General features: G+C 36.5%; 19 protein-coding genes. 13 read left to right on the top strand and 6 right to left on the bottom strand.

From position 1 onward, the window contains the following. The first annotated feature begins 156 nt into the window (after positions 1-156). From gcvT to K1I41_RS08585, 7 genes are all read left to right on the top strand, one after another. Positions 157-1,239 (top strand): glycine cleavage system aminomethyltransferase GcvT, encoded by a 1,083-nt coding sequence (gene gcvT, locus K1I41_RS08615; RefSeq protein ID WP_220639959.1) that lies wholly within the window; start codon positions 157-159, stop codon positions 1,237-1,239. 5 nt (positions 1,240-1,244) lie between these two features. Further along, a complete protein-coding gene (locus K1I41_RS08610) occupies positions 1,245-3,293 on the top strand; it encodes a S41 family peptidase (protein WP_220639958.1) in 2,049 nt (682 codons plus the stop codon). Between the two features lie 77 nt (positions 3,294-3,370). Next, positions 3,371-4,081: a YebC/PmpR family DNA-binding transcriptional regulator gene (locus K1I41_RS08605; protein ID WP_220639957.1), complete on the top strand. Its 711-nt coding sequence runs from the start codon at positions 3,371-3,373 to the stop codon at positions 4,079-4,081. 179 nt (positions 4,082-4,260) lie between these two features. Beyond that, positions 4,261-4,812 carry an RNA polymerase sigma factor gene (locus K1I41_RS08600; protein ID WP_220639956.1) on the top strand — a complete coding sequence of 184 codons (552 nt, stop codon included), beginning with the start codon at positions 4,261-4,263 and terminating at the stop codon, positions 4,810-4,812. Continuing rightward, on the top strand, positions 4,812-5,399 hold the full coding sequence (locus K1I41_RS08595; RefSeq protein WP_220639955.1) for a hypothetical protein: 588 nt from the start codon (positions 4,812-4,814) through the stop codon (positions 5,397-5,399). The genes K1I41_RS08600 and K1I41_RS08595 overlap by 1 nt, the downstream gene beginning before the upstream one ends. Continuing rightward, the gene (locus tag K1I41_RS08590; RefSeq protein ID WP_220639954.1) at positions 5,380-6,429 is read left to right on the top strand and encodes a DUF4097 family beta strand repeat-containing protein; all 1,050 of its coding nucleotides are present in this window, start codon (positions 5,380-5,382) and stop codon (positions 6,427-6,429) included. The genes K1I41_RS08595 and K1I41_RS08590 overlap by 20 nt, the downstream gene beginning before the upstream one ends. A 145-nt stretch (positions 6,430-6,574) precedes the next feature. Continuing rightward, positions 6,575-7,300 carry a head GIN domain-containing protein gene (locus tag K1I41_RS08585; RefSeq protein ID WP_220639953.1) on the top strand — a complete coding sequence of 242 codons (726 nt, stop codon included), beginning with the start codon at positions 6,575-6,577 and terminating at the stop codon, positions 7,298-7,300. Positions 7,301-7,429: 129 nt separating this feature from the next. On the opposite strand, the gene capA is transcribed toward K1I41_RS08585, so the two are convergent. Continuing rightward, positions 7,430-8,470: a cysteate synthase gene (capA, locus tag K1I41_RS08580; protein ID WP_220639952.1), complete on the bottom strand. Its 1,041-nt coding sequence runs from the start codon at positions 8,468-8,470 to the stop codon at positions 7,430-7,432. 80 nt (positions 8,471-8,550) lie between these two features. Further along, positions 8,551-10,680: a S9 family peptidase gene (locus tag K1I41_RS08575; RefSeq protein ID WP_220639951.1), complete on the bottom strand. Its 2,130-nt coding sequence runs from the start codon at positions 10,678-10,680 to the stop codon at positions 8,551-8,553. Between the two features lie 73 nt (positions 10,681-10,753). On the opposite strand from K1I41_RS08575, the gene K1I41_RS08570 reads away from it, so the two are divergent. Next, complete coding sequence (locus tag K1I41_RS08570; RefSeq protein WP_220639950.1) at positions 10,754-11,077, top strand: YbaB/EbfC family nucleoid-associated protein; 324 nt, start codon at positions 10,754-10,756, stop codon at positions 11,075-11,077. Positions 11,078-11,155: 78 nt separating this feature from the next. Here K1I41_RS08570 and K1I41_RS08565 read toward each other — a convergent pair whose 3' ends face one another. Beyond that, positions 11,156-12,181 (bottom strand): threonine aldolase family protein, encoded by a 1,026-nt coding sequence (locus tag K1I41_RS08565; RefSeq protein WP_220639949.1) that lies wholly within the window; start codon positions 12,179-12,181, stop codon positions 11,156-11,158. A gap of 47 nt (positions 12,182-12,228) precedes the next feature. On the opposite strand from K1I41_RS08565, the gene prfB reads away from it, so the two are divergent. Together prfB and K1I41_RS08555 are read left to right on the top strand one after the other, a co-directional pair. Then, a protein-coding gene (gene prfB, locus K1I41_RS08560; RefSeq protein WP_220639948.1) for a peptide chain release factor 2 occupies positions 12,229-13,327 on the top strand; the annotation gives its coding sequence in 2 pieces (ribosomal slippage) (positions 12,229-12,291 and positions 12,293-13,327; 1,098 coding nt in all). 269 nt (positions 13,328-13,596) lie between these two features. Next, on the top strand, positions 13,597-14,820 hold the full coding sequence (locus tag K1I41_RS08555) for a GAF domain-containing sensor histidine kinase (protein ID WP_255566977.1): 1,224 nt from the start codon (positions 13,597-13,599) through the stop codon (positions 14,818-14,820). Between the two features lie 171 nt (positions 14,821-14,991). Here the strand turns inward: K1I41_RS08555 and K1I41_RS08550 are convergent, their stop codons facing one another. Together K1I41_RS08550 and K1I41_RS08545 are read right to left on the bottom strand one after the other, a co-directional pair. Next, positions 14,992-16,050, bottom strand: a complete 1,059-nt coding sequence (locus K1I41_RS08550) for an inorganic phosphate transporter (RefSeq protein WP_220639946.1) — start codon at positions 16,048-16,050, stop codon at positions 14,992-14,994. 25 nt (positions 16,051-16,075) lie between these two features. Next, a complete protein-coding gene (locus K1I41_RS08545) occupies positions 16,076-16,720 on the bottom strand; it encodes a DUF47 domain-containing protein (protein WP_220639945.1) in 645 nt (214 codons plus the stop codon). A gap of 288 nt (positions 16,721-17,008) precedes the next feature. Here K1I41_RS08545 and K1I41_RS08540 point away from each other — a divergent pair, with 288 nt between their 5' ends. From K1I41_RS08540 to K1I41_RS08530, 3 genes are all read left to right on the top strand, one after another. Continuing rightward, positions 17,009-18,124 (top strand): hypothetical protein, encoded by a 1,116-nt coding sequence (locus K1I41_RS08540; protein WP_220639944.1) that lies wholly within the window; start codon positions 17,009-17,011, stop codon positions 18,122-18,124. Positions 18,125-18,300: 176 nt separating this feature from the next. Then, positions 18,301-19,929 carry an acyl-CoA carboxylase subunit beta gene (locus tag K1I41_RS08535; protein ID WP_220639943.1) on the top strand — a complete coding sequence of 543 codons (1,629 nt, stop codon included), beginning with the start codon at positions 18,301-18,303 and terminating at the stop codon, positions 19,927-19,929. A 74-nt stretch (positions 19,930-20,003) separates the two neighbouring features. Further along, positions 20,004-21,623: a M1 family metallopeptidase gene (locus tag K1I41_RS08530; RefSeq protein ID WP_220639942.1), complete on the top strand. Its 1,620-nt coding sequence runs from the start codon at positions 20,004-20,006 to the stop codon at positions 21,621-21,623. Here the strand turns inward: K1I41_RS08530 and K1I41_RS08525 are convergent. Next, positions 21,620-22,666 (bottom strand): AMP-binding protein, encoded by a 1,047-nt coding sequence (locus K1I41_RS08525; RefSeq protein ID WP_220639941.1) that lies wholly within the window; start codon positions 22,664-22,666, stop codon positions 21,620-21,622. The genes K1I41_RS08530 and K1I41_RS08525 overlap by 4 nt on opposite strands. Between the last annotated feature and the right edge of the window lie 15 nt (positions 22,667-22,681).

Below are 22,681 nucleotides of genomic sequence, written 5' to 3'. Positions count from 1 at the left end.
TAGCTTATTCAGCTACCCTTTTTTAATTTAATATCCTATTTCCTCCCTATCACGTGATTTTGTTGTATGTAATTAAATATTATCAGCCATTCATTATTTTTAAAGTAAGTTTTTCAATATTTTAGCATCATTAAACACTATTACAACATTAATTACATGAAAAATACTGCGCTTACGCACATTCACGAAGCATTAGGGGCTAAAATGGTTCCGTTTGCTGGCTATAATATGCCTGTACAATACGAGGGAGTAACTACAGAACACGAAACTGTGAGAAACGGTGTTGGTGTTTTTGATGTATCGCATATGGGCGAATTTTTAATTGAAGGTCCTAAAGCACTGGATTTAATACAGAAGGTTTGCAGTAACGATGCATCTGTACTTACCGTAGGTCGTGCGCAATATTCGTGCATGCCCAACGATACGGGTGGAATTGTGGACGATCTTATTATTTATCGTATTAAAGAGGAGCAATATTTACTGGTAGTAAATGCATCGAACATAGAAAAAGACTGGACGTGGATTTCGAGTAAAAATGATATGGGTGCTACAATGCGTGATATCTCAGACGATTACTCGCTATTGGCAATACAAGGTCCTATGGCTATGGAGGCAATGCAGTCGCTTACCTCGATAGATTTAGCAGCAATTAAATACTACCATTTTGAGGTTGCCGATTTTGCAGGTGCAGAAAACGTTATTATTTCGGCTACGGGCTATACAGGTAGCGGTGGTTTTGAAATTTACGCTAAAAATAGTGAGATTGAAAAAATATGGAATACTGTTTTTGAAGCAGGTAAACCATACAACATAAAACCTATAGGGCTTGCTGCACGCGATACCTTACGCCTGGAAATGGGCTTTTGCCTTTATGGTAATGATATTGACGATACTACATCGCCTTTAGAGGCTGGTTTGGGTTGGATTACTAAATTTACGAAAGATTTTAATAATAGCGATTTTTTAAAACAACAAAAAGAAGCTGGCGTTATACGAAAATTAGTAGGTTTTGAGCTCACTGAGCGTGGCATACCAAGACATGGTTATGATATTACCGATGGAAACGATGTAATTATAGGTAACGTAACATCAGGTACTATGTCGCCCTCACTAAGTAAAGGTATTGGCTTGGGTTATGTACCTGTAGATTATAGTAAGGAAGGTAGCGAAATATATATTAAAATCCGTAAAAACGAAGTTCCTTCCAAAGTAGTTAAACTACCGTTTTACAAAAAATAACGCCTATGAAAAAATGTATCGCACTTGTAGTATTGTTTTCGGTTTTTGCGAGAGCACAAGATACTGAAAGAGCGTGCGATGTTTTTTCTAAAATAAATAACGTGTTGCAATCGCAACACTTTAAGCCTAAACCGATAGACGACAGCCTATCGGTTTATGTTTTTAATACAATAATAGAAGAGCTAGACGATAACCATACCTTGTTTTTGCAACACGAATACGATACGCTTGCAAAACACAAGTACAGGTTGGACGACCATTTAAAAAACAGGGATTGCTCTTTTTTTGAAGATTTTATAACTGTATACAAAACAGCACTCAATCGTAATAAAAGCATCGTTGAGGCATTAACCGACACCAACCTACCGCACACTATTACCGATACCATGCGGTACGCCAAAAAAGCATTCCCGTACAATAAAAAGACTGAAACAAATAAAAAATTCATTCGTAAAAAAATGATTTTTGATATTCTGGAAGATGTTGCCAAGCAGAGTAAAAATAAAGATTCATTAAAGGCACTATTACCAAAGTTATTTGCAGCATCTAAAACAAAAATTACAAACAATTATTTGTGCCGTATTACTACGCTACTAAATCCTGCCGAAGGTTTTGAGCATCGTATGTACAACAAATTTTACTCTACGTTTTGTAATTATTTCGATCCACACTCAACCTATTTCAACTATAGCGAACACAATAGCTTTGTAGCTACTATCGCATCAGAAAAATACTCTTTAGGATTGTATGTGAGCCAAAACGAAGACGAAGAAATTATTGTAGAGGAGGTAGTACCTGGTGGTCCCGCTTATAAAAGCTATAAAATAGATAAAGGCGACCAGATTTTAAAACTCGCTGCTAACGATACTGAATATACAGTATCGTGCGCATCTATGGACGCCATAACCGATATTGTTTTTTCTGACGCCTATCGTAACGTAGTACTCACACTACGTAAAAAAGATGGTACCATTTATTCGGTAGTACTCGAAAAAACAATAATGAAATCAGACGACCATAGCGTATATAGTTATATATTAGGTAATGAGCACCCTGTAGGATATATTAAAATACCTAGTTTTTATACCGCCTTTGATTATAAAAGCCTAAAAGGTTGCGCAGATGATGTTGCTAAAGAAGTAATTAAATTAAAAAAACAAGGCATTGAGGGGCTTATTATCGACCTACAATACAACGGCGGTGGTGCTATGGACGAGGTTATAAATATGGCAGGAATGTTTATAAACTTTGGTCCGTTAAGTATTATAACCAACAAAAAAAGGCAAAATAACGTTATAAAAGATTATAACCGAGGTATGCTGTACGATGGTCCTATGGTAGTTGTAGTAAACAGTTTTTCGGCATCGGCAAGCGAATTTTTTGCAGGCGTAATGCAAGATTATAACCGTGCCGTAATAGTAGGCAATACCACCTTAGGTAAAGCCAGTATGCAAAGCATATTACCTTTAAATGACGGAGAAGATAATGAAGATTTTATAAAAGTTACCATTGATAAGTTTTACAGGGTTACAGGGCAAAGCAGCCAATACACAGGTATAATACCCGATGTGGCCTTACCTGAGTTTTTCGAGGAATTATTACCCCGAGAAAGCAGTATGCCTACAGCCATGAAAAATGATACCCTTAAAAAACGACTACGATTTAAAAAAATGCCCGATGTAGCACTAAAAAAGGCAATTGCACTAAGTAACCAACGTATAGCTACCGATAGTTTGTTTACCACTATTAAAACAATTAACAAGCGTATTAATAAACTATACAATGAAGACAAACCACCACTACCCATAACCTTTGATGCTGTTTTTAACGACGTACACAGCATTGATACACTGTGGGGCGATATTAATAAAATACGAGAGCACGAAAACAAGTTAATAGTACATAGCATACCACATGCCATAAATACAACTGTAACAGACGATGATTTTTACAACAGCATTAACGAGTACAAACAAAAACTACTTAAAAGTGACTTATTTGTGTACGAAGGATTACATGTTATAAACAACATTATAGCAATAAAAATGCAGTAAGCATACTAGAAATGAGCTTTATTTGTTTTTGAAAAAACGATGAATAAGCCTATTTTTGTGCTGCAAACAAATAAATTATGGGAAGAGCGTTCGAATTTAGAAAAGCGAGAAAAATGAAACGTTGGTCGGCTATGGCTAAAACGTTTACACGAATAGGAAAAGATATTGTAATTGCCGTTAAAGAAGGTGGACCAAACCCCGAAAGTAATGCAAAACTAAGAGCCGTAATACAAAATGCTAAGGCAGCTAATATGCCTAAGGATAATGTAGAGCGTGCTATAAAAAAAGCATCTGATAAAGATACAGCCAATTATAAAGAAGTATTATTTGAAGGCTATGCACCCCACGGCATAGCCATACTTATAGAAACAGCTACCGATAATAATAACCGTACCGTAGCCAACATTAGGAGTTATTTTAATAAATGTAACGGCACATTGGGCACACAAGGCTCGGTAGAATTTATGTTCGACCATACGTGTAACTTCCGTATCCCTGCCGAGGGGCAAGATATTGAGGAGCTAGAGTTGGAAATGATAGACTTTGGTGTAGAAGAAATTTTTGCTGATGAAGATGGCATTATAATGTACGCGCCTTTTGAAAGTTTTGGAGCAATACAAAAGGAACTCGAAAACAGAGAACTCGAAATACTATCGTCAGGGTTTGAAAGAATACCACAAGTTACCAAAGAACTTAACGAAGAACAGGTAGCCGATGTAGAAAAACTACTAGAAAAAATAGAAGAAGATGACGATGTTATGAATGTGTACCACACCATGAAAGAATAACATTTATAATAAAAAACAATATTAAAAAAGCTGCTCCTAACCGAACAGCTTTTTTTATTGCATAACACAGTATATTTAGCAGATAGATAAAAGCTAAAAATTTTATTATTTATTTTTTACGTAAAACTGTAACAATTTAAAAACCGAACTGTCATTATAATAAATCCAAAGTTTTAAAGTTGACGACCACAACCAGTAACATAAACGAATTAATTATTCTTTGTAAAAAAGGAAACCAAAAGGCGCAATACGACGTGTATAATTTATACTACAAGGCGATGTATAATATCTCGTTACGTATTGTTAAAGATAGCCATTGGGCAGAGGATATTATGCAAGAAGCATTTTTAAAAGCGTTTACAAAACTGGACAGTTTTAAAGGCGAAGTAACCTTTGGGGCATGGTTAAAACGTATTGTAATTAACCACAGTTTAGATAACTATAAAAAGCTAAATAAAGAAGATGTTTCCCCTTTGGATCAGGTACTGTATAAAGTGGAAGAAGATACAGAGACCGAAAGTAATAGCATCGATTTCTCTTTAATGCAAATAGGGCAAGTAAAAGAAGCTATTAATAATTTAAAGGAGAATTACAGAATAATACTTACCCTACTTTATATAGAAGGATATGACCAAGAAGAAATATGTGACATATTGAATATAAACCCTGGAAACTGCAGAACAACAATAAGCAGAGCTAAAAGCAGCTTGCTAAAAAAACTAAGTGCATAATGGAAAAAGAGAAAGATGAATTAGATACATTCTTCAATCAATTGCAAAACGATTGGAATACTGAAGAGCCTGCACAGAACCATGAAAGACGTTTTATGGATAAACTGAAAAATCAGGAGCATAAAAATACTAAACCTACACCAAAACGAATTTGGCTCAGGATAGCTATGCCCGTTGCAGCATCTGTTGCCATATTGTTAGGCATATTTATTACTAACAACAGTAATAACAACGATACCATTGAGGCAAATACAACAGAAAGTGTTGCTACTACTTTATCGCCAGAAGCAGAAGAAACACAACTTTACTTTGCCTCTATAATTAAAAAGGAATTGGCTAAAATAGAACGCGAAAGTACTCCCGAAACTAAAAAAATAGTAGAAGATGCTATGGTGCAAATGGAAGTATTGGAAAAGGACTATGAAAAGCTAACCGAAGAGCTTAAAGAAAACGGCGAAAACAAAAAAATTATCCATGCCATGATTACCAACCTGCAAACAAGAATATCTTTTTTGGAAAAAGTAATGATGCAAATAGAAAACACCAAAACCACAAACAAAAAATATTATGAAAGCAATCAATCTTAAAATTGTACTACTACTACTTGTGGCGCCTCTTGCCCTAATGGCAGGAGAACATAAAGGAAAATATAAAAAGGAAAAGAAAATAAACAAGTCGTTTAATGTAGCATCAGATGCAGCACTAAATGTGCAAAATAAGTATGGTAACATTTATGTTACTACTTGGGACAAAAACCAAACTACTATTGATGTAACCATAAAAGTAAGTGGTAACAACGAAAAAAAAGTAGAAAAAACGATAAACGGTATTGATGTTGATTTTTACAATAGCCCAGAAAGTGTAACCGCACGAACTAAAATTGATAAGCTAATGAATGGTACAATTAGCATTGATATTAATTATACCATTAAAATACCTAAAAACGGTAGTATAGACCTCGACAATATGTATGGAGGGATACAACTTAGCAAAATTAATGGTAAATCGAGAATTCGATGTAAATATGGTGACTTGGATATAGAGGAATTAAGGCATACAACGAATAACATTGATATACAATACTGTGATAACTCTACTATCGGATTTATAAAATCAGGTACTGTAAACGTACAATACTCCGAATTAAAAATTGGTAAAATGGAGAATGCCGAAGTTAATTCTCAATATACCGACGTAAGTATTGGAATGGCTGAAGACTTGAGATATCGTTCTGATTACGGCGATGTTAAAATTGGCTCTACATCCAGTATTAACGGAACATCAACCTACTCTTCTTTAAAAGTAGAACGTGTTAAAAAAGCATTTGATGTTGAGGTACAGTACGGCGATATAAAAGCTGGTTTAGAAAAAACCATTAAAAGTGTAGCCGTAAACTCTATGTATTCAGATGTTGTACTCAACCATGCCCGAGGCACTAATTTCGATTTTGAATTTGCAACACAATACGGAGATGTGTCGGGTATTAAAGGGTTTACAATTTTAAGCAAAGAAGAGAAAGACTTTAGAAACAGGTATAAAGGATATCACGGTAGTAGTGGTAATGCAAGAATATACATAAAAAACTCCTATGGTGATATAAAATTAATTGAAAAATAAAACCTTCAATACAACCAAATTCAAATTAATATCGTCTTTTAAATATAGCCATCAATTGTTTAAATAGTATACTACAACAATAAAAAATACAATCATTAAGCTGTTTCATCAACAGTAATCAATCATCAATCAAAAAACAATCATCATGAAAAAAGCAGTTTTTTTAATTGCCCTAGGCTTCTATGCCTTAATGGCAACAGCGCAACAGGAAACCCAAACCATAACGGGTAACGATAAAAAACTAGAAAAAACCCATACCGTAACCAGCTTTAATGAAATAGCCGTGCACGGACCTTTTAACGTAATATTAAAAGAGAGTAATACTGTAGGGAGTATAACCCTAAAGGGAGCTGAGAACATTGTAAACCTTATAACCGTTACTACAAATAATGGAGTGCTTAGCATTAAATTACCTAAACACATAACACTAAAAGGGCATAAAAATAATGCTGTTAAGATTATTGTGCCCTACACTACACTAAACAAAATTAGCCTTGATGGTAGCGGGAAAATTACTTCCCGAAATACTTTTACCAACGATGTGATAACCTATATAAATGGTGCAGGTATTATAGACATTAGAGTTTGGGCAAATACTACAAATGCTATAGTACTAGGCTCAGGTAGTATTATGCTAAATGGTAAGGTTAGCAACCTTACTTGTAAGGTAGTTGGCGCAGGTAGTGTAAATGCCGAAATGCTACAGGCAAACACCGTAGAGGCTATTGTATGTGGTACAGGAAATATTGTTACAGATAGCCACACCTCAATAATAGGACGAATAAGTGGTACGGGTACACTTGCTTTTAGCGGTAATCCTAGAGTACAAGATTTTAAAAAAATAGGATCGGGCGAGTTTAAAACGTTTTGATTTTATGTTTCACTTCGCTAAGAGTCACTTTTTAAGTGGCTCTTTTTTTATGCCATAAATTTGATATTATTCTAACAAAAAACCACTCTGTATAAAGAGTGGTTTTCGTGATATTTAAAAGTCTATGTATTATTTTATAAATTCAATTTTTTGTGCTTCTTCAATGTTTACACTATCAAAAAAGCCTTGTTCGCTCATCCAATCATCGCTAAACACTTTACTCATGTAGCGCGATCCATGATCTGGAAATATTAGTATTACATTACTGTTTTCGTCAAACTCACCTTCTTCAGCATATTGTCTTACCGCCTGTAAAACAGCACCACTTGTATAACCAACAAATAAGCCTTCAGTTTTTACAATGTAACGTGCAGCGTGTGCACTATCCTCGTCAGATACTTTTATAAACTTATCAATAACATCAAAATCTGTAGCCGTAGGTATCAGGTTCTTCCCTAAACCTTCTATCCTATAAGGGTAAATTTCTTTGTTGTCAAACTCTTTCGTTTCATGGTATTTTTTAAGTACCGAGCCATAAGCATCAACACCTAATATTTTAATATCGGGGTTTTTCTCTTTTAAATAACGTGCTGTACCCGATATTGTACCTCCTGTACCACTACAGGCAACAAGGTGCGTTATTTTACCGTTAGTTTGCTCCCATATTTCTGGGCCAGTAGTGTTATAATGAGCATCGATGTTTAAATCGTTAAAATACTGATTTATGTATACAGAGCCCTTAGTTTCTTCGTGAATTCTTTTGGCAACATTATAATACGAGCGAGGGTCATCTGCCGATACGTGTGCTGGGCAGACATACACTTTTGCCCCCATAGCCCGTAGCATATCTATCTTATCTTTCGATGATTTAGAGCTTACTGCCAATACGCAGTCATATCCTTTTATAATGCTAACCATTGCTACACTAAAACCAGTATTACCCGAAGTAGTTTCTATAATGGTATCTCCTGGTTTGATAATGCCTCTTCTTTCGGCTTCTTCAATAATGTATAATGCAATTCTATCTTTAGTGGAATGACCCGGATTAAAAGCTTCTACTTTAGCAAAAAAACGGCCTTCTAATCCTTCTGTAATCTTATCGACTTTAATCAGTGGGGTGTTACCAATTAATTCCAACACATTATTATAGGCTTTTATTTCTTCTTTCATAAAAAATAAGTTAATCAAGGTAAACTATGCACAAAGTTTATTAACCTCAAAACCATGCAAAGCTAACAAAAAAAATTTAATTACTTTTTAATTCCTTCCAAATCTAACAAAAAACTGTACTCTTTAGCTACTTCCTTTAAAGCCTCAAATCTGCCCGATGCACCACCGTGTCCAGCTTCCATATTTGTATCAAGATATAAAACATTATTATCTGTTTTATGCGTTCGTAATTTTGCTACCCATTTTGCTGGTTCCCAATACTGTACTTGCGAGTCGTGCAGCCCCGTAGTAACAAGCATGTTGGGATAATCTTGCTCAGTTACATTATCATAAGGCGAATACGATTTCATGTACTCGTAATATTCTTTCTCATTTGGGTTACCCCACTCGTCGTACTCACCCGTAGTAAGGGGTATACTATCGTCTAGCATGGTAGTAACGACATCTACAAAAGGTACCGATGCTATAACACCATTATACAATTGCGGCGCCATGTTTACTACTGCTCCCATAAGCAATCCACCCGCAGAGCCTCCTTCGGCATACAAATGGTCTTTAGAGGTATAGCCTTCGGCAATTACAAATTCAGAACAATCAATAAAATCAGTAAAGGTGTTTTTCTTTTTTAGTAGCTTCCCGTCTTCGTACCATTCACGCCCTAAATCTTCGCCTCCACGTATATGAGCTATAGCGTAAATAAATCCTCTGTCGAGCAAACTTAATCGTACCGAAGAGAAATACGGATCCATTGATGCACCGTACGAACCATAAGCGTATAGTAGTAGCGGGTTATTACCATCTTTTTCAATTCCTTTACGGTATACCATAGATATTGGCACTTTAGTACCATCATTGGCAGTAGCCCAAACACGTTCTTCTACATAATTGTCTTTATCAAACTTACCACCCAATACCTCCTGTTCTTTTCTAACTATTTTCTCTTGGGTTTCCATATTAAAATCGATAACTGAAGAGGGTGTAGCTAACGATTGGTACCCATAACGTAATATATTGGTATCGAAATCAGGGTTTCGGGAAACGTTTGCCGTATAGGTTTCGCTATCAAACGGCAAATAATACTCCTCGCCTTCCCATGGGCGAATACGTATTTTATTTAAACCATTGGAGCGTTCTGAGATTACTAAATAATCTTTAAAAATTTCAATATCCTCAAGCAATACGTCTTTACGGTGTGGTATAACTTCCTTCCAATTGTCCATGCCTGTTTTGTTTTCGGGCGTTTCCATTAGTTTAAAGTTGGTAGCTCCATCTTTATTGGTAACTATATAAAACGTATTACCGTAGTGCGATATGCTATATTCCAAACCACGTGTGCGGGGCTGAAATACTTTAAACTTATCATTAGGTTTTTTAGCATCAACAGTTCTGTACTCCGTTGTTAATGTACTTGATGAACCTATTACAATGTATTTTTTGGATTTTTCTTTGTATACGAATGTCGAGAAGGTTTCGTCATCCTCATTATATACTACCGTATCATTATCGGCAGATGTACCTAATTCGTGCTTGTAAATTGTTGCCGAGCGTAGTGTTACAGGATCTTTACGGGTATAGAATAACGTTTTATTATCTCCAGCCCATGTAGACCCTCCTGTGGCATTTTCTATCTTAACAGGTTGTATTTCGTTGGTTTCTAGGTTTTTTACCTGTATGGTATATTGCCTACGCGAAACGGTATCTACACCAAAAGCTACCCATTTATTATCTTCGCTAACATTAATACCACCCAACTGGAAGTACGAATGCCCTTCTGCCATTTGGTTGCAATCGAACATTATTTCCTCTTTAGCGTCAATGCTACCTTTTTTACGAGAGTAAATTGGGTAATTTTTTCCTTTCTCAAATCGGGTAATATAATAATAACCGTTGTAGTAGTACGGTACCGATGAATCGTCCTCTTTAATACGGCTCTTCATTTCCTCAAAAAGATCTTCTCTAAACGCCTTGGTGTGTTCAGTCATCTTTTCGTAATACTCATTCTCTTGGTTTAAGTAATCTATTACTTCTGGATTTTCCCTTTCATTAAGCCAATAGTAATTATCAATACGCACGTCGCCGTGTTTTTCAAGTTCTTTAGCTTTAATGGTAGCCGTAGGAGGCGTTAGGTTTTCGGTCATTTGGGTTTGTTTATTTTCCTGATTGCAGGCAAAAATAAGACAAACAGAACTCAAAAGTAATAGTTTTTTCATTGTTTTATTGGATTAGCATATAACCATGCAATTTAATATTTTTGTGCTATAAATAATTAATAAAACTTATAAAATGTTTGGAGATGTAATGGGTATGATGGGTAAAATAAAAGAAACTCAACAAAAAATAGAAGAAACGAAACAACGACTTGATACTGTATTGATTGACGAACAAAGTAATGATGGCTTACTAAAGGTAACGTTAACAGCTAACAGAACCATTAAAAACGTTAGTGTTGATGATAGTTTACTGGAAGATAAAGAGCAACTGGAAGATTACCTTGTACTTGTACTGAACAAGGCTATAGAAAAAGCAACAGCGGTAAGCGAAGCAGAACTTAGTGCTGTAGCTAAAGATGGTATGCCTAATATACCTGGGCTTGATATGTTTTCTTAGGCAGGAATTATAAACCATTAGCCGTTAGTAATTTGTAGTGGTGTTGCCAAGCTAGTACTAGCGGCTATTTTATTTTGTTTACAAACTAAGTTTACTCAACGTTTCTAAAACATATTGATGCATTACCTCTTTATAATCCAAATGGGTTACAATACGTAACTTACCTTTCCCTAACGAGCTAATGTGTATATTCTTCTGCTTTAATTTATCAATAAGCTGCATTTCGTTATACTCAGGCTTTATTGAAAATATTAAAATATTTGTTTCTACAGGTGCTACGCTCTCAACCCAACTACAGTTTTGCAACACAGCTCCTATTTCTTTAGCCCTTTTGTGGTCGTTTTCTAACCTACCTACATTATGTTGTAGGGCGTACAACCCTGCTGCTGCCAAATAGCCCACTTGGCGCATACCGCCACCCAATATTTTACGGATGCGTAACGCCCTATCTATTGTTTTTTTGTCACCTATAAGTACCGAGCCTACAGGTGCCCCCAAACCTTTAGAGAGGCAAACCGATATCGTATCGAATAATTGTCCAAACTGTTTTGGGTGTTGTTTTTTGGCTACCAAAGCATTCCATAAACGTGCACCATCCAAATGGTAAGCCAAATTATGTTTTACACATACCTCTTTTATAGCGGCAAGTGTAGCTATATCATAACAAGCACCGCCACCCTTATTAGTGGTATTCTCTACGCAAACTAAACTGGTTAGCGGACTGTGGTAAAAATCGGGAGGATTTATGGCAGCTTCTACTTGTTTGGCAGTAACCATACCCCTATCGCCATCCAAAAGGCAGCACGATACACCACTGTTAAACGATGCACCTCCGCCCTCGTACAAATAAACATGTGCCCACTTGTCGCATATCAATTGGTCGCCTGGGTTAGTATGTAGTTTTATAGCGGCTTGGTTTGCCATAGTACCCGACGGAAAAAATAAAGCAGCCTCCATACCAAACAAATCGGCAACAGCCTCTTCAAGCTCATTCACAGTAGGGTCTTGTTTATAAACATCATCCCCTACCTTAGCACGAAACATGTGTTGCAACATTTCGTGGCTTGGTTTTGTTACAGTATCACTTACCAAATTTATTTCCATAGTATCGAAAGTATAGCTTACTTTTGTAGCACAAAACTACATTATTTATGACAAATACCGAACAAATTAAAGGTATTATGGAGCGCCTCGGAGCGCTGAGGAGGTATCTTTGACATCGACAGGAAGTTAATAGAAATTACCAATGAAGAAGAAAAAACTTTTGCTCCCGATTTTTGGAATAATACTAAGGAGGCAGAGCGTATAGTGCGCGAACTCCGTAGTAAGAAAAAATGGGTAGAGGATTACGAAAAGGCAAACGCACTCGGCGAAGAACTACAGGTAATGTATGAGTTTTTTAAAGAGGGCGACGCTACCGAAACGGAATTGGATAGCCAATATGAGGAAACAATTTCGCATTTAGAAAATCTGGAGTTTAAAAACATGCTATCCGATGAGGGTGATAGCCTGAGTGCCGTACTACAAATAACGGCTGGTGCTGGTGGCACGGAAAGTTGTGATTGGGCTGCAATGCTTATGCGAATGTACATGATGTGGGGTGAAAAAGAAGGCTATAAAATAAAAGAACTCAACTACCAAGAAGGTGAAGTTGCGGGTATAAAAACCGTAACGTTAGAGTTTGAGGGCGAATACTCTTTTGGTTACCTAAAAGGTGAAAACGGTGTACACCGCTTGGTACGTATTTCTCCTTTTGATAGTAATGCCAAACGCCACACCTCATTTGCATCAGTATATGTATATCCGCTAGCGGACGATAGTATTGAGATAGAAGTTAGTCCTGCTGATATTACTTGGGAAACCATGCGATCCAGCGGTGCAGGTGGGCAAAACGTAAATAAGGTAGAAACTGCTGTTAGGCTGCGCCACCACCCTACTGGGATTATTATTGAAAACTCCGAAACACGTTCGCAATTGGATAATAAAACCAAAGCCATGCAGCTTTTAAAATCGCAACTTTACGAAATTGAGTTGAAGAAGCGGCAAGCAATGCGTGACGAAATTGAAGCGGGCAAGATGAAAATTGAATGGGGATCGCAAATTCGTAACTACGTAATGCATCCTTATAAATTGGTTAAAGATGTACGCACACAACACGAAACAGGTGATGTGGATAGCGTTATGAATGGAAACATAGATAAATTTTTGAAAGCCTATTTAATGATGATGGGGCAAAAACAAGAGGATTAATAGTATAATTTTCGTATTCTAAAAAAATAGGCAGTATGGTTACACATACTGTCCATTTTAATATGTAATTATTTGGTTATCAAAACACAATATTGGTTATCTACCATTTAACAGTTAATAGTAAGTAATGTATTACAGTTATAAAAAGTTGGTATACAAACTATTTTTTGTTATAAAACTACAACATTGGTGTTTTGTGTTGAAATTTATCGTATTTTCGATACGAGGATTTGAGCATACTAACGTAAAAACATCCTCCTAGAAGTGTGATGATTTCAGGTACAATAAATCTAATCCCAGACACTGAAAAGCAACGCCTTGAAAAGTTGCGAGATTATCAAATATTGGATACACATTCTGAAGATACTTTTGATAACATCGCCCTAATGGCATCGCAAGTATTCGGAACATCTAATGCTTTTATAACATTTGTAGATGAAGATCGGGTATTTTTGAAATCAAACCTTAGTAGCATTCCCGTTAACGAAGTGCATCGTAAAGAAAGCCTTTGTAGTTTTGCTATACTCCATGATAAAGTTACCGTATTTAATGACACCTTAGATCATCATAGCCTATCGCACTTACCTTATGTAAGTGAAGAGGACGGCATACGTTTTTATGCTGGTGCGCCACTAAAATCTCCAGAAGGGCATAATATGGGTACTATATGTGTAGTAGATTCTGTACCTAAAGAAACTAACGACGAGCAGTTAGGAATGCTAAAAACATTATCGCGCATTATTATAGATAAGCTAGAGAATAGGTTACGTTACAACAAAGCAATAAAATCGCAGATTGATTTAATGAATATTGCACTTCACGAAATTAAAAATCCGCTTGCTTCTATAAATCTTGCTAACGATATACTTCGTAAAGATAGCAGCAAGAGCGGAAAGATGACTACGATGATAAAATCATCAGTTAATATGATACAGAGTAAGCTAAATGATCTTTTAAAACAATCCGAGCAAGAAGATAAAAAACTCGTCCTTGCTATAGAGGAAGTAAACTTGGTAGACGTATTTAAAAAGATACTTGCAAATTTTGAATTGCTCGCTAGTCGAAAAGCACAGGTGATATTATTGGAATGTGATGAGAATTTGCCAAGCATTTATGCAGATAAAGCCAAAATATCTGATGTACTACACAATCTTGTTAGCAATGCATTAAAATACTCGTATCATGGTGCTACCGTTAGTATAATAGCCCGAAGTACCAATAACGTAATACGAATAGAGGTTCATGATGAAGGGCAGGGTCTTGACGAAGATGATATGAAAAAACTATTTAGAAAGTTTGCCAAACTAAGCTCTAAACCTACAGGTAAAGAAACCTCTAGCGGTTTAGGTTTAGCAATATCAAAATCGTTTATAGAACTCCATAAAGGTACTATAGAAGCTATTAGCGAAGGTAAAAACAAAGGTACTTGCTTTGTAATATCATTACCTATAAATTATAAAGAAGAAGCTATTCCCGAACTTCAAGAATATTAATAGCTCCCTTACAAATCAACTTACTATATCTATGCCTATTAAATAGCTATATCTATATTGGTTATTTACAAAATCTTGTTAGGTATCTTTTACGCTATAGGTAGTGTTAGCGTTTACAGTATAAACTATTAACTAGCAATTAATTTTACTAATGGTAAAGTAGTGTCTATCTTAAAAAACACTGATTATATAGTAAAGTAATGCTGCTATAAGTGCCGATATGGGTATAGTTAATACCCAAGCCCAAAGTAAACTAATAGTTACGCCCCACCGTACCGCCGATATTCTTTTGGATATACCTACCCCAATTATAGAGCCTGTAATGGTATGTGTAGTAGATACTGGAATACCAAAATGCTCGGCAGTATACAACGTAATAGCTCCTGCAGTTTCGGCAGCAACCCCTTCTAACGATGTTACTTTGGTAATTTTAGTACCCATAGTCTTTACAATTTTCCAACCACCACTCATAGTACCCAAAGCAATCATAACAAAACTGGCAAGGGGTACCCAACTCCAATGGTCTACAAAATACTTAAACGGATTGGCAGCCGTTTGGTAGGCTTCCATAGGTTCAATTTGCGTATGGTAATATATTACAGCAGCACCAATAATACCCATTACCTTTTGTGCATCGTTTGCACCATGCCCAAGGCTAAATAATGCCGACGATACTAATTGAAATCTTTTAAACCATTTATCGGCTTTAGATGGGTTTGCCTTTCGGCAAACATTAAGTATTATTACCGTTATAAAATAGGCTACCAGCATACCAATAATAGGTGCCATAAATATAAATAGTATAATAGGTAGTACCTTAGCGTAATTTACTACGGTACTAATATCTGCTCCGTCAACAGTAAAAGAATGTGCTAATGCAGCCCCCATAAAGCCTCCTATAAGGGTATGCGATGATGATGATGGAATACCCAGCTTCCAAGTAAATAAGTTCCAAGTAATAGCAGCAATTATCCCCGCTAAAATAACCTCGAGTGTTATAAAATCTTCACTAACTGTTTTAGCAATAGTATTACCAATTTTAAACTCCCCTATCCAGTACCGTGAAATAAAGTAAGCTAAAAAATTAAAAAAAGCTGCCCATAATACTGCCTGAAAGGGTGTAAGCACCTTTGTAGCCACTATAGTAGCAATAGAGTTAGCCGCATCATGAAAACCATTAATGTAATCGAAAATGAGGGCTAAAACTATAATTATAATAAGTAACGTCATAAATGAGCGGATTGAAAGGTAAGGTTTATGAATGTTTTACGGCTATAGACTCTAAAACATTGGCTACACCTTTACATTTATCTGTTGCCGTTTCTAACGCCGAGAGTACTTCTTTGTACTTAATAACGTTAAGCGGGTCTTTCTCTTTCTCAAAAATATCAGCAACAGCCCTTTCAAAAACATTATCCGATTTACTTTCCAGCTTATAAATACGTTGGCTACAGTCTGTAATACCCTTTAAGTTTTTCATATCCTTTAAATCGGCAACCGCAACTTGTATTAACTGGCACGCCTCCAAATTTATCTCGGTTAACTTTCGTATCGATTTGGTAATGTTCTCTACTTGGTACAGGCGCATTCTGTTACCAGCACCGTACATATAATCGGCAACATTATCTATAGCCGACATTAGGGCATAAATATCTTCCCTATCAAAAGGGGTAATAAAGTTACGACTTAACTCAAGGTTGGTTTGGTGCGCAATGCCTTCTATAACGCTTTCAATACGCTCTATTTCCATCAAAAACTCATCCCTATCTTCTTTAGGTGTATTTACAGCCTCATGCATTTTTTCTGCCAAAAGCACTAAATTTTGGGTAGCCTGTTCAAATAATGGAAAGAACTTCTTGTCTTTCGGTACAAGAAATTGAAAGATGTTATTTATAGACATTAAAATAGATTTAAATTCGGCAAATGTAGGAATATAATGTTGCTAAAATGTTAACTAATAGCAAACTAAAAGTTATTCCAACACTACTGTTTTTAACAAAGTAGCATATAGCAATAACCAACTTACAAAACATAATACAATATTATATAATAACTTACGATTTATTTTGAAAAAATGCAGGATTAACAAGATTTTTCGACGGCTTAACAATTACTTAAAGTATAATTTTAAATAATAGTAGGCATTGTAGCATATTTTTGCGGTGGTACAAACCCCTATTAACCAAATATGAAACATAAAAGAAAATCATCCAAATCTGAACAAATACTTGGTAGGATTTCTAACGAAAAATATTTCTTTCTTTTAATACTCGCTGTTTTTACACTTAGTGCCCTATTTTACAATCAACCGCAAATAGCCATGTGGATTGGTTTTTTTACAGCAGCCTATGCAACAGTATCTAACGATAGTATACAATCCTTAGGTACTTTTATCGAAAGTAATCAGGACAAAAAATGGTACATCCTCTGGCTCTATGTTGGTACATTATTTTTAGCTACCGTTACGGTAAGCTGGATTGTTTTTGATGGCGATGTTACTTATCAACGTTTATTAAAACCCGATGGTACAAGTAACTACCCCCACCCCGAAGAGTTTTCGTTTTTTATACTAATGGCGCCTTTGGTACTGCTAATACTAACACGATTACGTATGCCAGTATCAACCACCTTTTTAATGCTGAGTGTATTTAGCTCATCATCTAAAGGGATTACTACAATGGTATCTAAAAGTGTATCGGGTTATTTTATAGCCTTTGTAGTATCGGCATTAATATGGTATTTTGGGTATAACTACATTAGGAAAAAGTTTAAGAGCAGAAAAGTACACCCCATGTGGATGGTAGTACAATGGCTGGTTAGTGGTATATTATGGTCGGTTTGGGTAATGCAGGATGGTGCTAATATTGCCGTATTCCTACCCCGAAAATTAGATACCTTCCAATTCATAATTTTCTGTTCGACTATATTTATAGGCTTAGGATTGCTATTCTTCTTAAGAGGGGATAAAATACAAAAAGTAGTCAGTGAAAAAGTACGTATATCGGACATTAGGGCAGCAACGCTTATTGATTTTACCTATGCACTTATCCTAATCTACAAGCTGTTTATTAGCACCGTACCTATGAGTACCACCTGGATTTTCTTGGGGCTTATTGGCGGTAGAGAAATAGCCATAAATCTTGCACGACTCAAAAAAGGTAAAAAGCATAAAAAGAAAGCATTACGCATTATAGGAAAAGACTTTTTATACGCCTCTATAGGTTTAATAATATCGTTAAGTTTGGCCGCAACCGTAAATGAAGCCATTAGGCAAGACCTGATGATATTTTTAGGATTGGACTAAAATTAGCACATTATTATACAACCCAAAAGGAGCAACCTAGCGTTGTTCCTTTTTTGTTAAGCCACAGTTGTAAAATATATTTTTGTAACAACTAAATGGTAACACTATCAAATTTCAAACGATTTCGTATTTTAGCCTTCGAAAATTACAACATCAATAAAACTTAGCATAATACCATGGATATTAACTTCAACAAAAACGAAGACCATAATAAACTTTTACTCTCTGAGATGAAACGCAAACTAGCACAGGTAAAACTGGGCGGTGGCGAAAAGAGAATTGCAAAATTGCATTCGCAAGGTAAAATGACTGCTCGTGAGCGTATTGAATTTTTACTAGATAAAGGCAGTAAAAGTGTAGAGATAGGTGCTTTTGTTGGCGAGGGTATGTACAAGGAACATGGCGGATGCCCATCGGGCGGTGTAGTGGTAAAAATAGGCTACGTTAGCGGCAAGCAATGCATTGTTGTAGCTAACGACGCTACTGTAAAAGCAGGAGCATGGTTCCCGATAACAGGTAAAAAGAATTTACGGGCACAGGAAATTGCTATAGAAAACAGATTACCTATAATTTACTTAGTGGATAGTGCTGGAGTGTATTTACCGATGCAGGATGAAATATTCCCCGATAAAGAACACTTTGGTCGCATATTTCGTAACAATGCTGTAATGAGCAGTATGGGCATTACACAAATAGCAGCCGTAATGGGTAGCTGTGTTGCTGGTGGTGCTTACTTACCTATTATGAGCGATGAAGCGCTTATTGTAGATAAAACAGGGAGCATCTTCTTGGCGGGTAGTTATCTGGTAAAAGCAGCTATTGGCGAAAGTATAGACAACGAAACATTAGGCGGTGCAACTACACATTGCGAAATATCGGGCGTTACCGATTACAAAGCAAAAGATGATAAAGATGCTCTAACCACTATTAAAAACATAGTAGATAAAATTGGCGATTACGATAAAGCAGGCTACAGCCGTATTAAACCCGTAAAACCTGAATTAGAGGAAAAAGACATTTACGGTATACTACCAAAAGCCCGTAACGAGCAGTACGATATGATGGAAATCATCAATCGCTTGGTAGACGGTAGTGAGTTTGAAGAATATAAAGCAGGCTACGGGCAAACCATTATTACAGGCTATGCACGTATAGATGGCTGGGCTGTAGGTATAGTAGCCAACCAACGTAAAGTAGTAAAAACCAAAAAGGGAGAAATGCAATTTGGGGGCGTTATCTATTCGGATAGTGCCGATAAAGCCACACGCTTTATAGCCAACTGCAATCAAAAGAAAATTCCGTTGGTGTTTTTACAGGATGTTACAGGCTTTATGGTAGGCTCAAAATCAGAACATGGTGGTATTATTAAAGACGGTGCCAAAATGGTAAATGCCGTAAGTAACTCGGTAGTACCTAAATTTACTATTGTAATAGGCAACTCTTACGGTGCAGGTAACTACGCAATGTGCGGTAAGGCGTACGACCCTCGTTTTATGCTGGCATGGCCAAGTGCCGAGCTTGCCGTAATGGGAGGTACACAAGCTGCCAAAGTATTAATGCAGATAGAGGCATCATCGTTAAAAGCAAAAGGCGAAAAAGTGGATGAAAAGAAAGAGCAAGAACTTTTTGATAAAATAAAAGCACGTTACGATGCGCAAGTATCGCCATATTATGCAGCATCGCGTTTGTGGACAGATGCTATTATCGACCCGTTGGATACCCGAAAGTGGATTTCGATGGGTATAGAGGCTGCCGACCACGCTCCTATCGAAAAACCTTTTAACTTGGGTGTAATACAAGTATAAACACATTATCATTTTTATAGTATCTTAGCTTCGTACACTATTATGTACGAAGCTAATTTTTTTAAAAACAGGTTATGAAAAAAGCATTCCTAGTAACTTTATTTGCTTTTATAACAATAACAACTATTGCACAACCTACCACACGTCGTGATACGTTGCAAGGCGGGTTACGCCCCGAACGTACTTGTTTTGATGTGCTAAAATACAACCTCAACATTACCATTAATCCTAACAAAAAACACATTAGTGGGTATAATGCTATTGAATTTAAAATAGTTGAGAATACCGATACCATACAATTGGATTTATTCGAGAATATGACTGTAGATAGTATCGTATTAAACAAGCAACATCTTAACTATAAAAGAGAGTACGATGCTATTTTTATACGCTTTCCCACAATCTTAAAAAAAGATAGTAAGCAGAAATTACGCTTTTATTATAGTGGCAACCCTGTGGTGGCACGCAACGCCCCCTGGGATGGCGGTTTTGTTTTCCGTAAAGACAATCAAGGTAAGCCTTGGGTAGGTGTTGCCGTACAGGGCACAGGGGCTAGTTTGTGGTATCCTGTAAAGGACCATCAAACCGATGAGCCCGATAATGGTGCTACTATAAAAGTAGCTGTGCCTAACGGATTGATGAATGTGAGTAACGGACGTTTTACAGGTAGTACAGATGTAGGAAATGGTTATACCCGTTGGGACTGGGAGGTTACCAACCCCATTAACAACTACAACATAACCGTAAATATTGCCGATTACGCACACATACACGATACCGTAAACGGACTGGATTTGGATTATTATGTTTTAAAAGACAACGAAGAAAAAGCCCGTAAACACTTTGAAGAAGTAAAACCTATGATTGCATGTTTTGAGGAAAAATTTGGTAAATATCCTTTTTACGAAGATGGTTATAAGCTTGTAGAAACACCGTATTTGGGTATGGAACACCAAAGTGCCGTAGCTTACGGGAATGGTTTTAAAAAAGGCTACAGAGGGTACGATTTATCATTTTCGGGTGTAGGGATGTTGTTTGATTATATTACGATACACGAAAGCGGGCATGAATGGTTTGGTAACAGTATTACCTCAAAAGATGTTGCCGATATGTGGATACACGAAGGATTTACAACCTACTCGGAAACTGTTTATGTAGAGTGCCGTTACGGTTACGAAAAAGCCATGAAATACGTTAACGGGCAACGTTTAAACGTACAAAATGATAAACCTATTATCGGAATTTTTGGGGTTAACCGAGAAGGCTCTGGCGATATGTATTTTAAAGGTGCTTTGTTTTTAAATACGCTGCGCCATGTTATTAATAATGATGATAAATGGTGGGCAATGCTTTTAAAATATGCTAAAACCTACCGTAAGCAAGTTATTGATACCGAAACAGTAATCAACTTCTTTAATACGGAAAGTGGTATAAATCTTACGCCTATTTTTAATCAGTACTTAAACTATACCAATATACCAGTATTGCAATTACAGCGCAAAAACGGTTCAGTGCAATATCGGTGGGAAACAAATGTACAGCATTTTGAGATGCCTATTGACATTGTTATAGAGGGTAAAGAGATACGGGTAACAGGGACTACTGCTTGGCAAATATTGCCCAATGCAGCCAAACGCCTTAAAAGCGTTGTACCACAGCAGGATAAATTTTATATAAAAGTGCAAAAACTTTAAGCCGTTGCCATACTAGCAGTACGCATTGCTTTGCCCGAAGCTGTTTCGGCAAATTTCTCTATAAACAATACTGCTTTTGGCTTCTCGAATTTATCAAGGTCGGAGAATATTTTCTTATCAATATCGTAAGGTTCGCCCTCTACAACCAAAACAAGTTTTTCGCCCAGTTGCTCATCAGGTACACCTTTTACAAAATAACGTCTGTCTAAATTTCCCGATAGCTTTTCTTCTATCTGTTCTGGAAATAGTTTTACCCCTCCGCTATTAATAACATTATCGTACCTGCCCAACCATATAAACTGGTTGTCGCCAATTATATCTACAATATCGTTAGTTACAACAGGTTCAGTACACAATTTGTACGGGTTAATAACAAGGCATTGTCTGTCATCTTGGCTTATGGCTACGTTGGGTAATACTGTAAATGCCGACTCCCCTATTTCTTTAGCAGCAATATGCGTAATCGTTTCAGTCATGCCATACGTTTCATATATTTTGCTAGGAATCGTAACTAACTGCTCTGCTAGTGCTTGGTTTACCTTAGCGCCGCCGAGTATAAGTTTTTTAATTCGGTACAATTTATCGATTGATGCTTCCGCCTGCATAGGCACCATAGCAGCAAAATCGTATTTTTCGTTACCGCGTGGTAAAGGTGTTGTGGTAGGTGCTACAAGTTCTAATTCCCAACCGAGTATAAAAGCCCTAACAAGCATCATTTTTCCTGCTACATAAGCAGTAGGTAAACAATGTAATGCTTTTATACCTGCCGATAAATCAAAAAAATCGCCTGTAGCTATGGCAGAGTTAACCATAGCCTGCTTGTCTACTTCTATCGTTTTGGGTAGCCCTGTTGTACCCGATGTTTGCATGGCTATATAAGGTTTGCTATCAAACCAATCGAGTATAAAATCGCCTACTGCACTTTCAAAAGGTTGCCCTTCTTTAATAAAGCTATACGCTATTCGGCATAAATCATTTTTAGTAAGGTGAAAACCATTTAGTTTAAAACTGTTGTGCACAAAATTATAGTCAAGTTCACGCATATATCAAAGTACTTT

Origin of the sequence: Flavobacterium litorale, from assembly GCF_019613795.1 — a bacterium.
Lineage (GTDB): Bacteria > Bacteroidota > Bacteroidia > Flavobacteriales > Flavobacteriaceae > Flavobacterium > Flavobacterium litorale.
This window is presented reverse-complemented; position numbering and strand designations above follow the sequence as displayed.

What these genes read in the sequence shown, in the direction of transcription:
- gcvT (WP_220639959.1), top strand. Translation starts at nt 157, where the DNA reads ATGAAAAATACTGCGCTTACGCACATTCACGAAGCATTAGGGGCTAAA.
- K1I41_RS08610 (WP_220639958.1), top strand. Translation starts at nt 1,245, where the DNA reads ATGAAAAAATGTATCGCACTTGTAGTATTGTTTTCGGTTTTTGCGAGA.
- K1I41_RS08605 (WP_220639957.1), top strand. Translation starts at nt 3,371, where the DNA reads ATGGGAAGAGCGTTCGAATTTAGAAAAGCGAGAAAAATGAAACGTTGG.
- K1I41_RS08595 (WP_220639955.1), top strand. Translation starts at nt 4,812, where the DNA reads ATGGAAAAAGAGAAAGATGAATTAGATACATTCTTCAATCAATTGCAA.
- K1I41_RS08590 (WP_220639954.1), top strand. Translation starts at nt 5,380, where the DNA reads ATGAAAGCAATCAATCTTAAAATTGTACTACTACTACTTGTGGCGCCT.
- K1I41_RS08585 (WP_220639953.1), top strand. Translation starts at nt 6,575, where the DNA reads ATGAAAAAAGCAGTTTTTTTAATTGCCCTAGGCTTCTATGCCTTAATG.
- capA (WP_220639952.1), bottom strand. Translation starts at nt 8,470, where the DNA reads ATGAAAGAAGAAATAAAAGCCTATAATAATGTGTTGGAATTAATTGGT.
- K1I41_RS08575 (WP_220639951.1), bottom strand. Translation starts at nt 10,680, where the DNA reads ATGAAAAAACTATTACTTTTGAGTTCTGTTTGTCTTATTTTTGCCTGC.
- K1I41_RS08570 (WP_220639950.1), top strand. Translation starts at nt 10,754, where the DNA reads ATGTTTGGAGATGTAATGGGTATGATGGGTAAAATAAAAGAAACTCAA.
- K1I41_RS08565 (WP_220639949.1), bottom strand. Translation starts at nt 12,181, where the DNA reads ATGGAAATAAATTTGGTAAGTGATACTGTAACAAAACCAAGCCACGAA.
- K1I41_RS08555 (WP_255566977.1), top strand. Translation starts at nt 13,597, where the DNA reads ATGATTTCAGGTACAATAAATCTAATCCCAGACACTGAAAAGCAACGC.
- K1I41_RS08550 (WP_220639946.1), bottom strand. Translation starts at nt 16,050, where the DNA reads ATGACGTTACTTATTATAATTATAGTTTTAGCCCTCATTTTCGATTAC.
- K1I41_RS08545 (WP_220639945.1), bottom strand. Translation starts at nt 16,720, where the DNA reads ATGTCTATAAATAACATCTTTCAATTTCTTGTACCGAAAGACAAGAAG.
- K1I41_RS08540 (WP_220639944.1), top strand. Translation starts at nt 17,009, where the DNA reads ATGAAACATAAAAGAAAATCATCCAAATCTGAACAAATACTTGGTAGG.
- K1I41_RS08535 (WP_220639943.1), top strand. Translation starts at nt 18,301, where the DNA reads ATGGATATTAACTTCAACAAAAACGAAGACCATAATAAACTTTTACTC.
- K1I41_RS08530 (WP_220639942.1), top strand. Translation starts at nt 20,004, where the DNA reads ATGAAAAAAGCATTCCTAGTAACTTTATTTGCTTTTATAACAATAACA.
- K1I41_RS08525 (WP_220639941.1), bottom strand. Translation starts at nt 22,666, where the DNA reads ATGCGTGAACTTGACTATAATTTTGTGCACAACAGTTTTAAACTAAAT.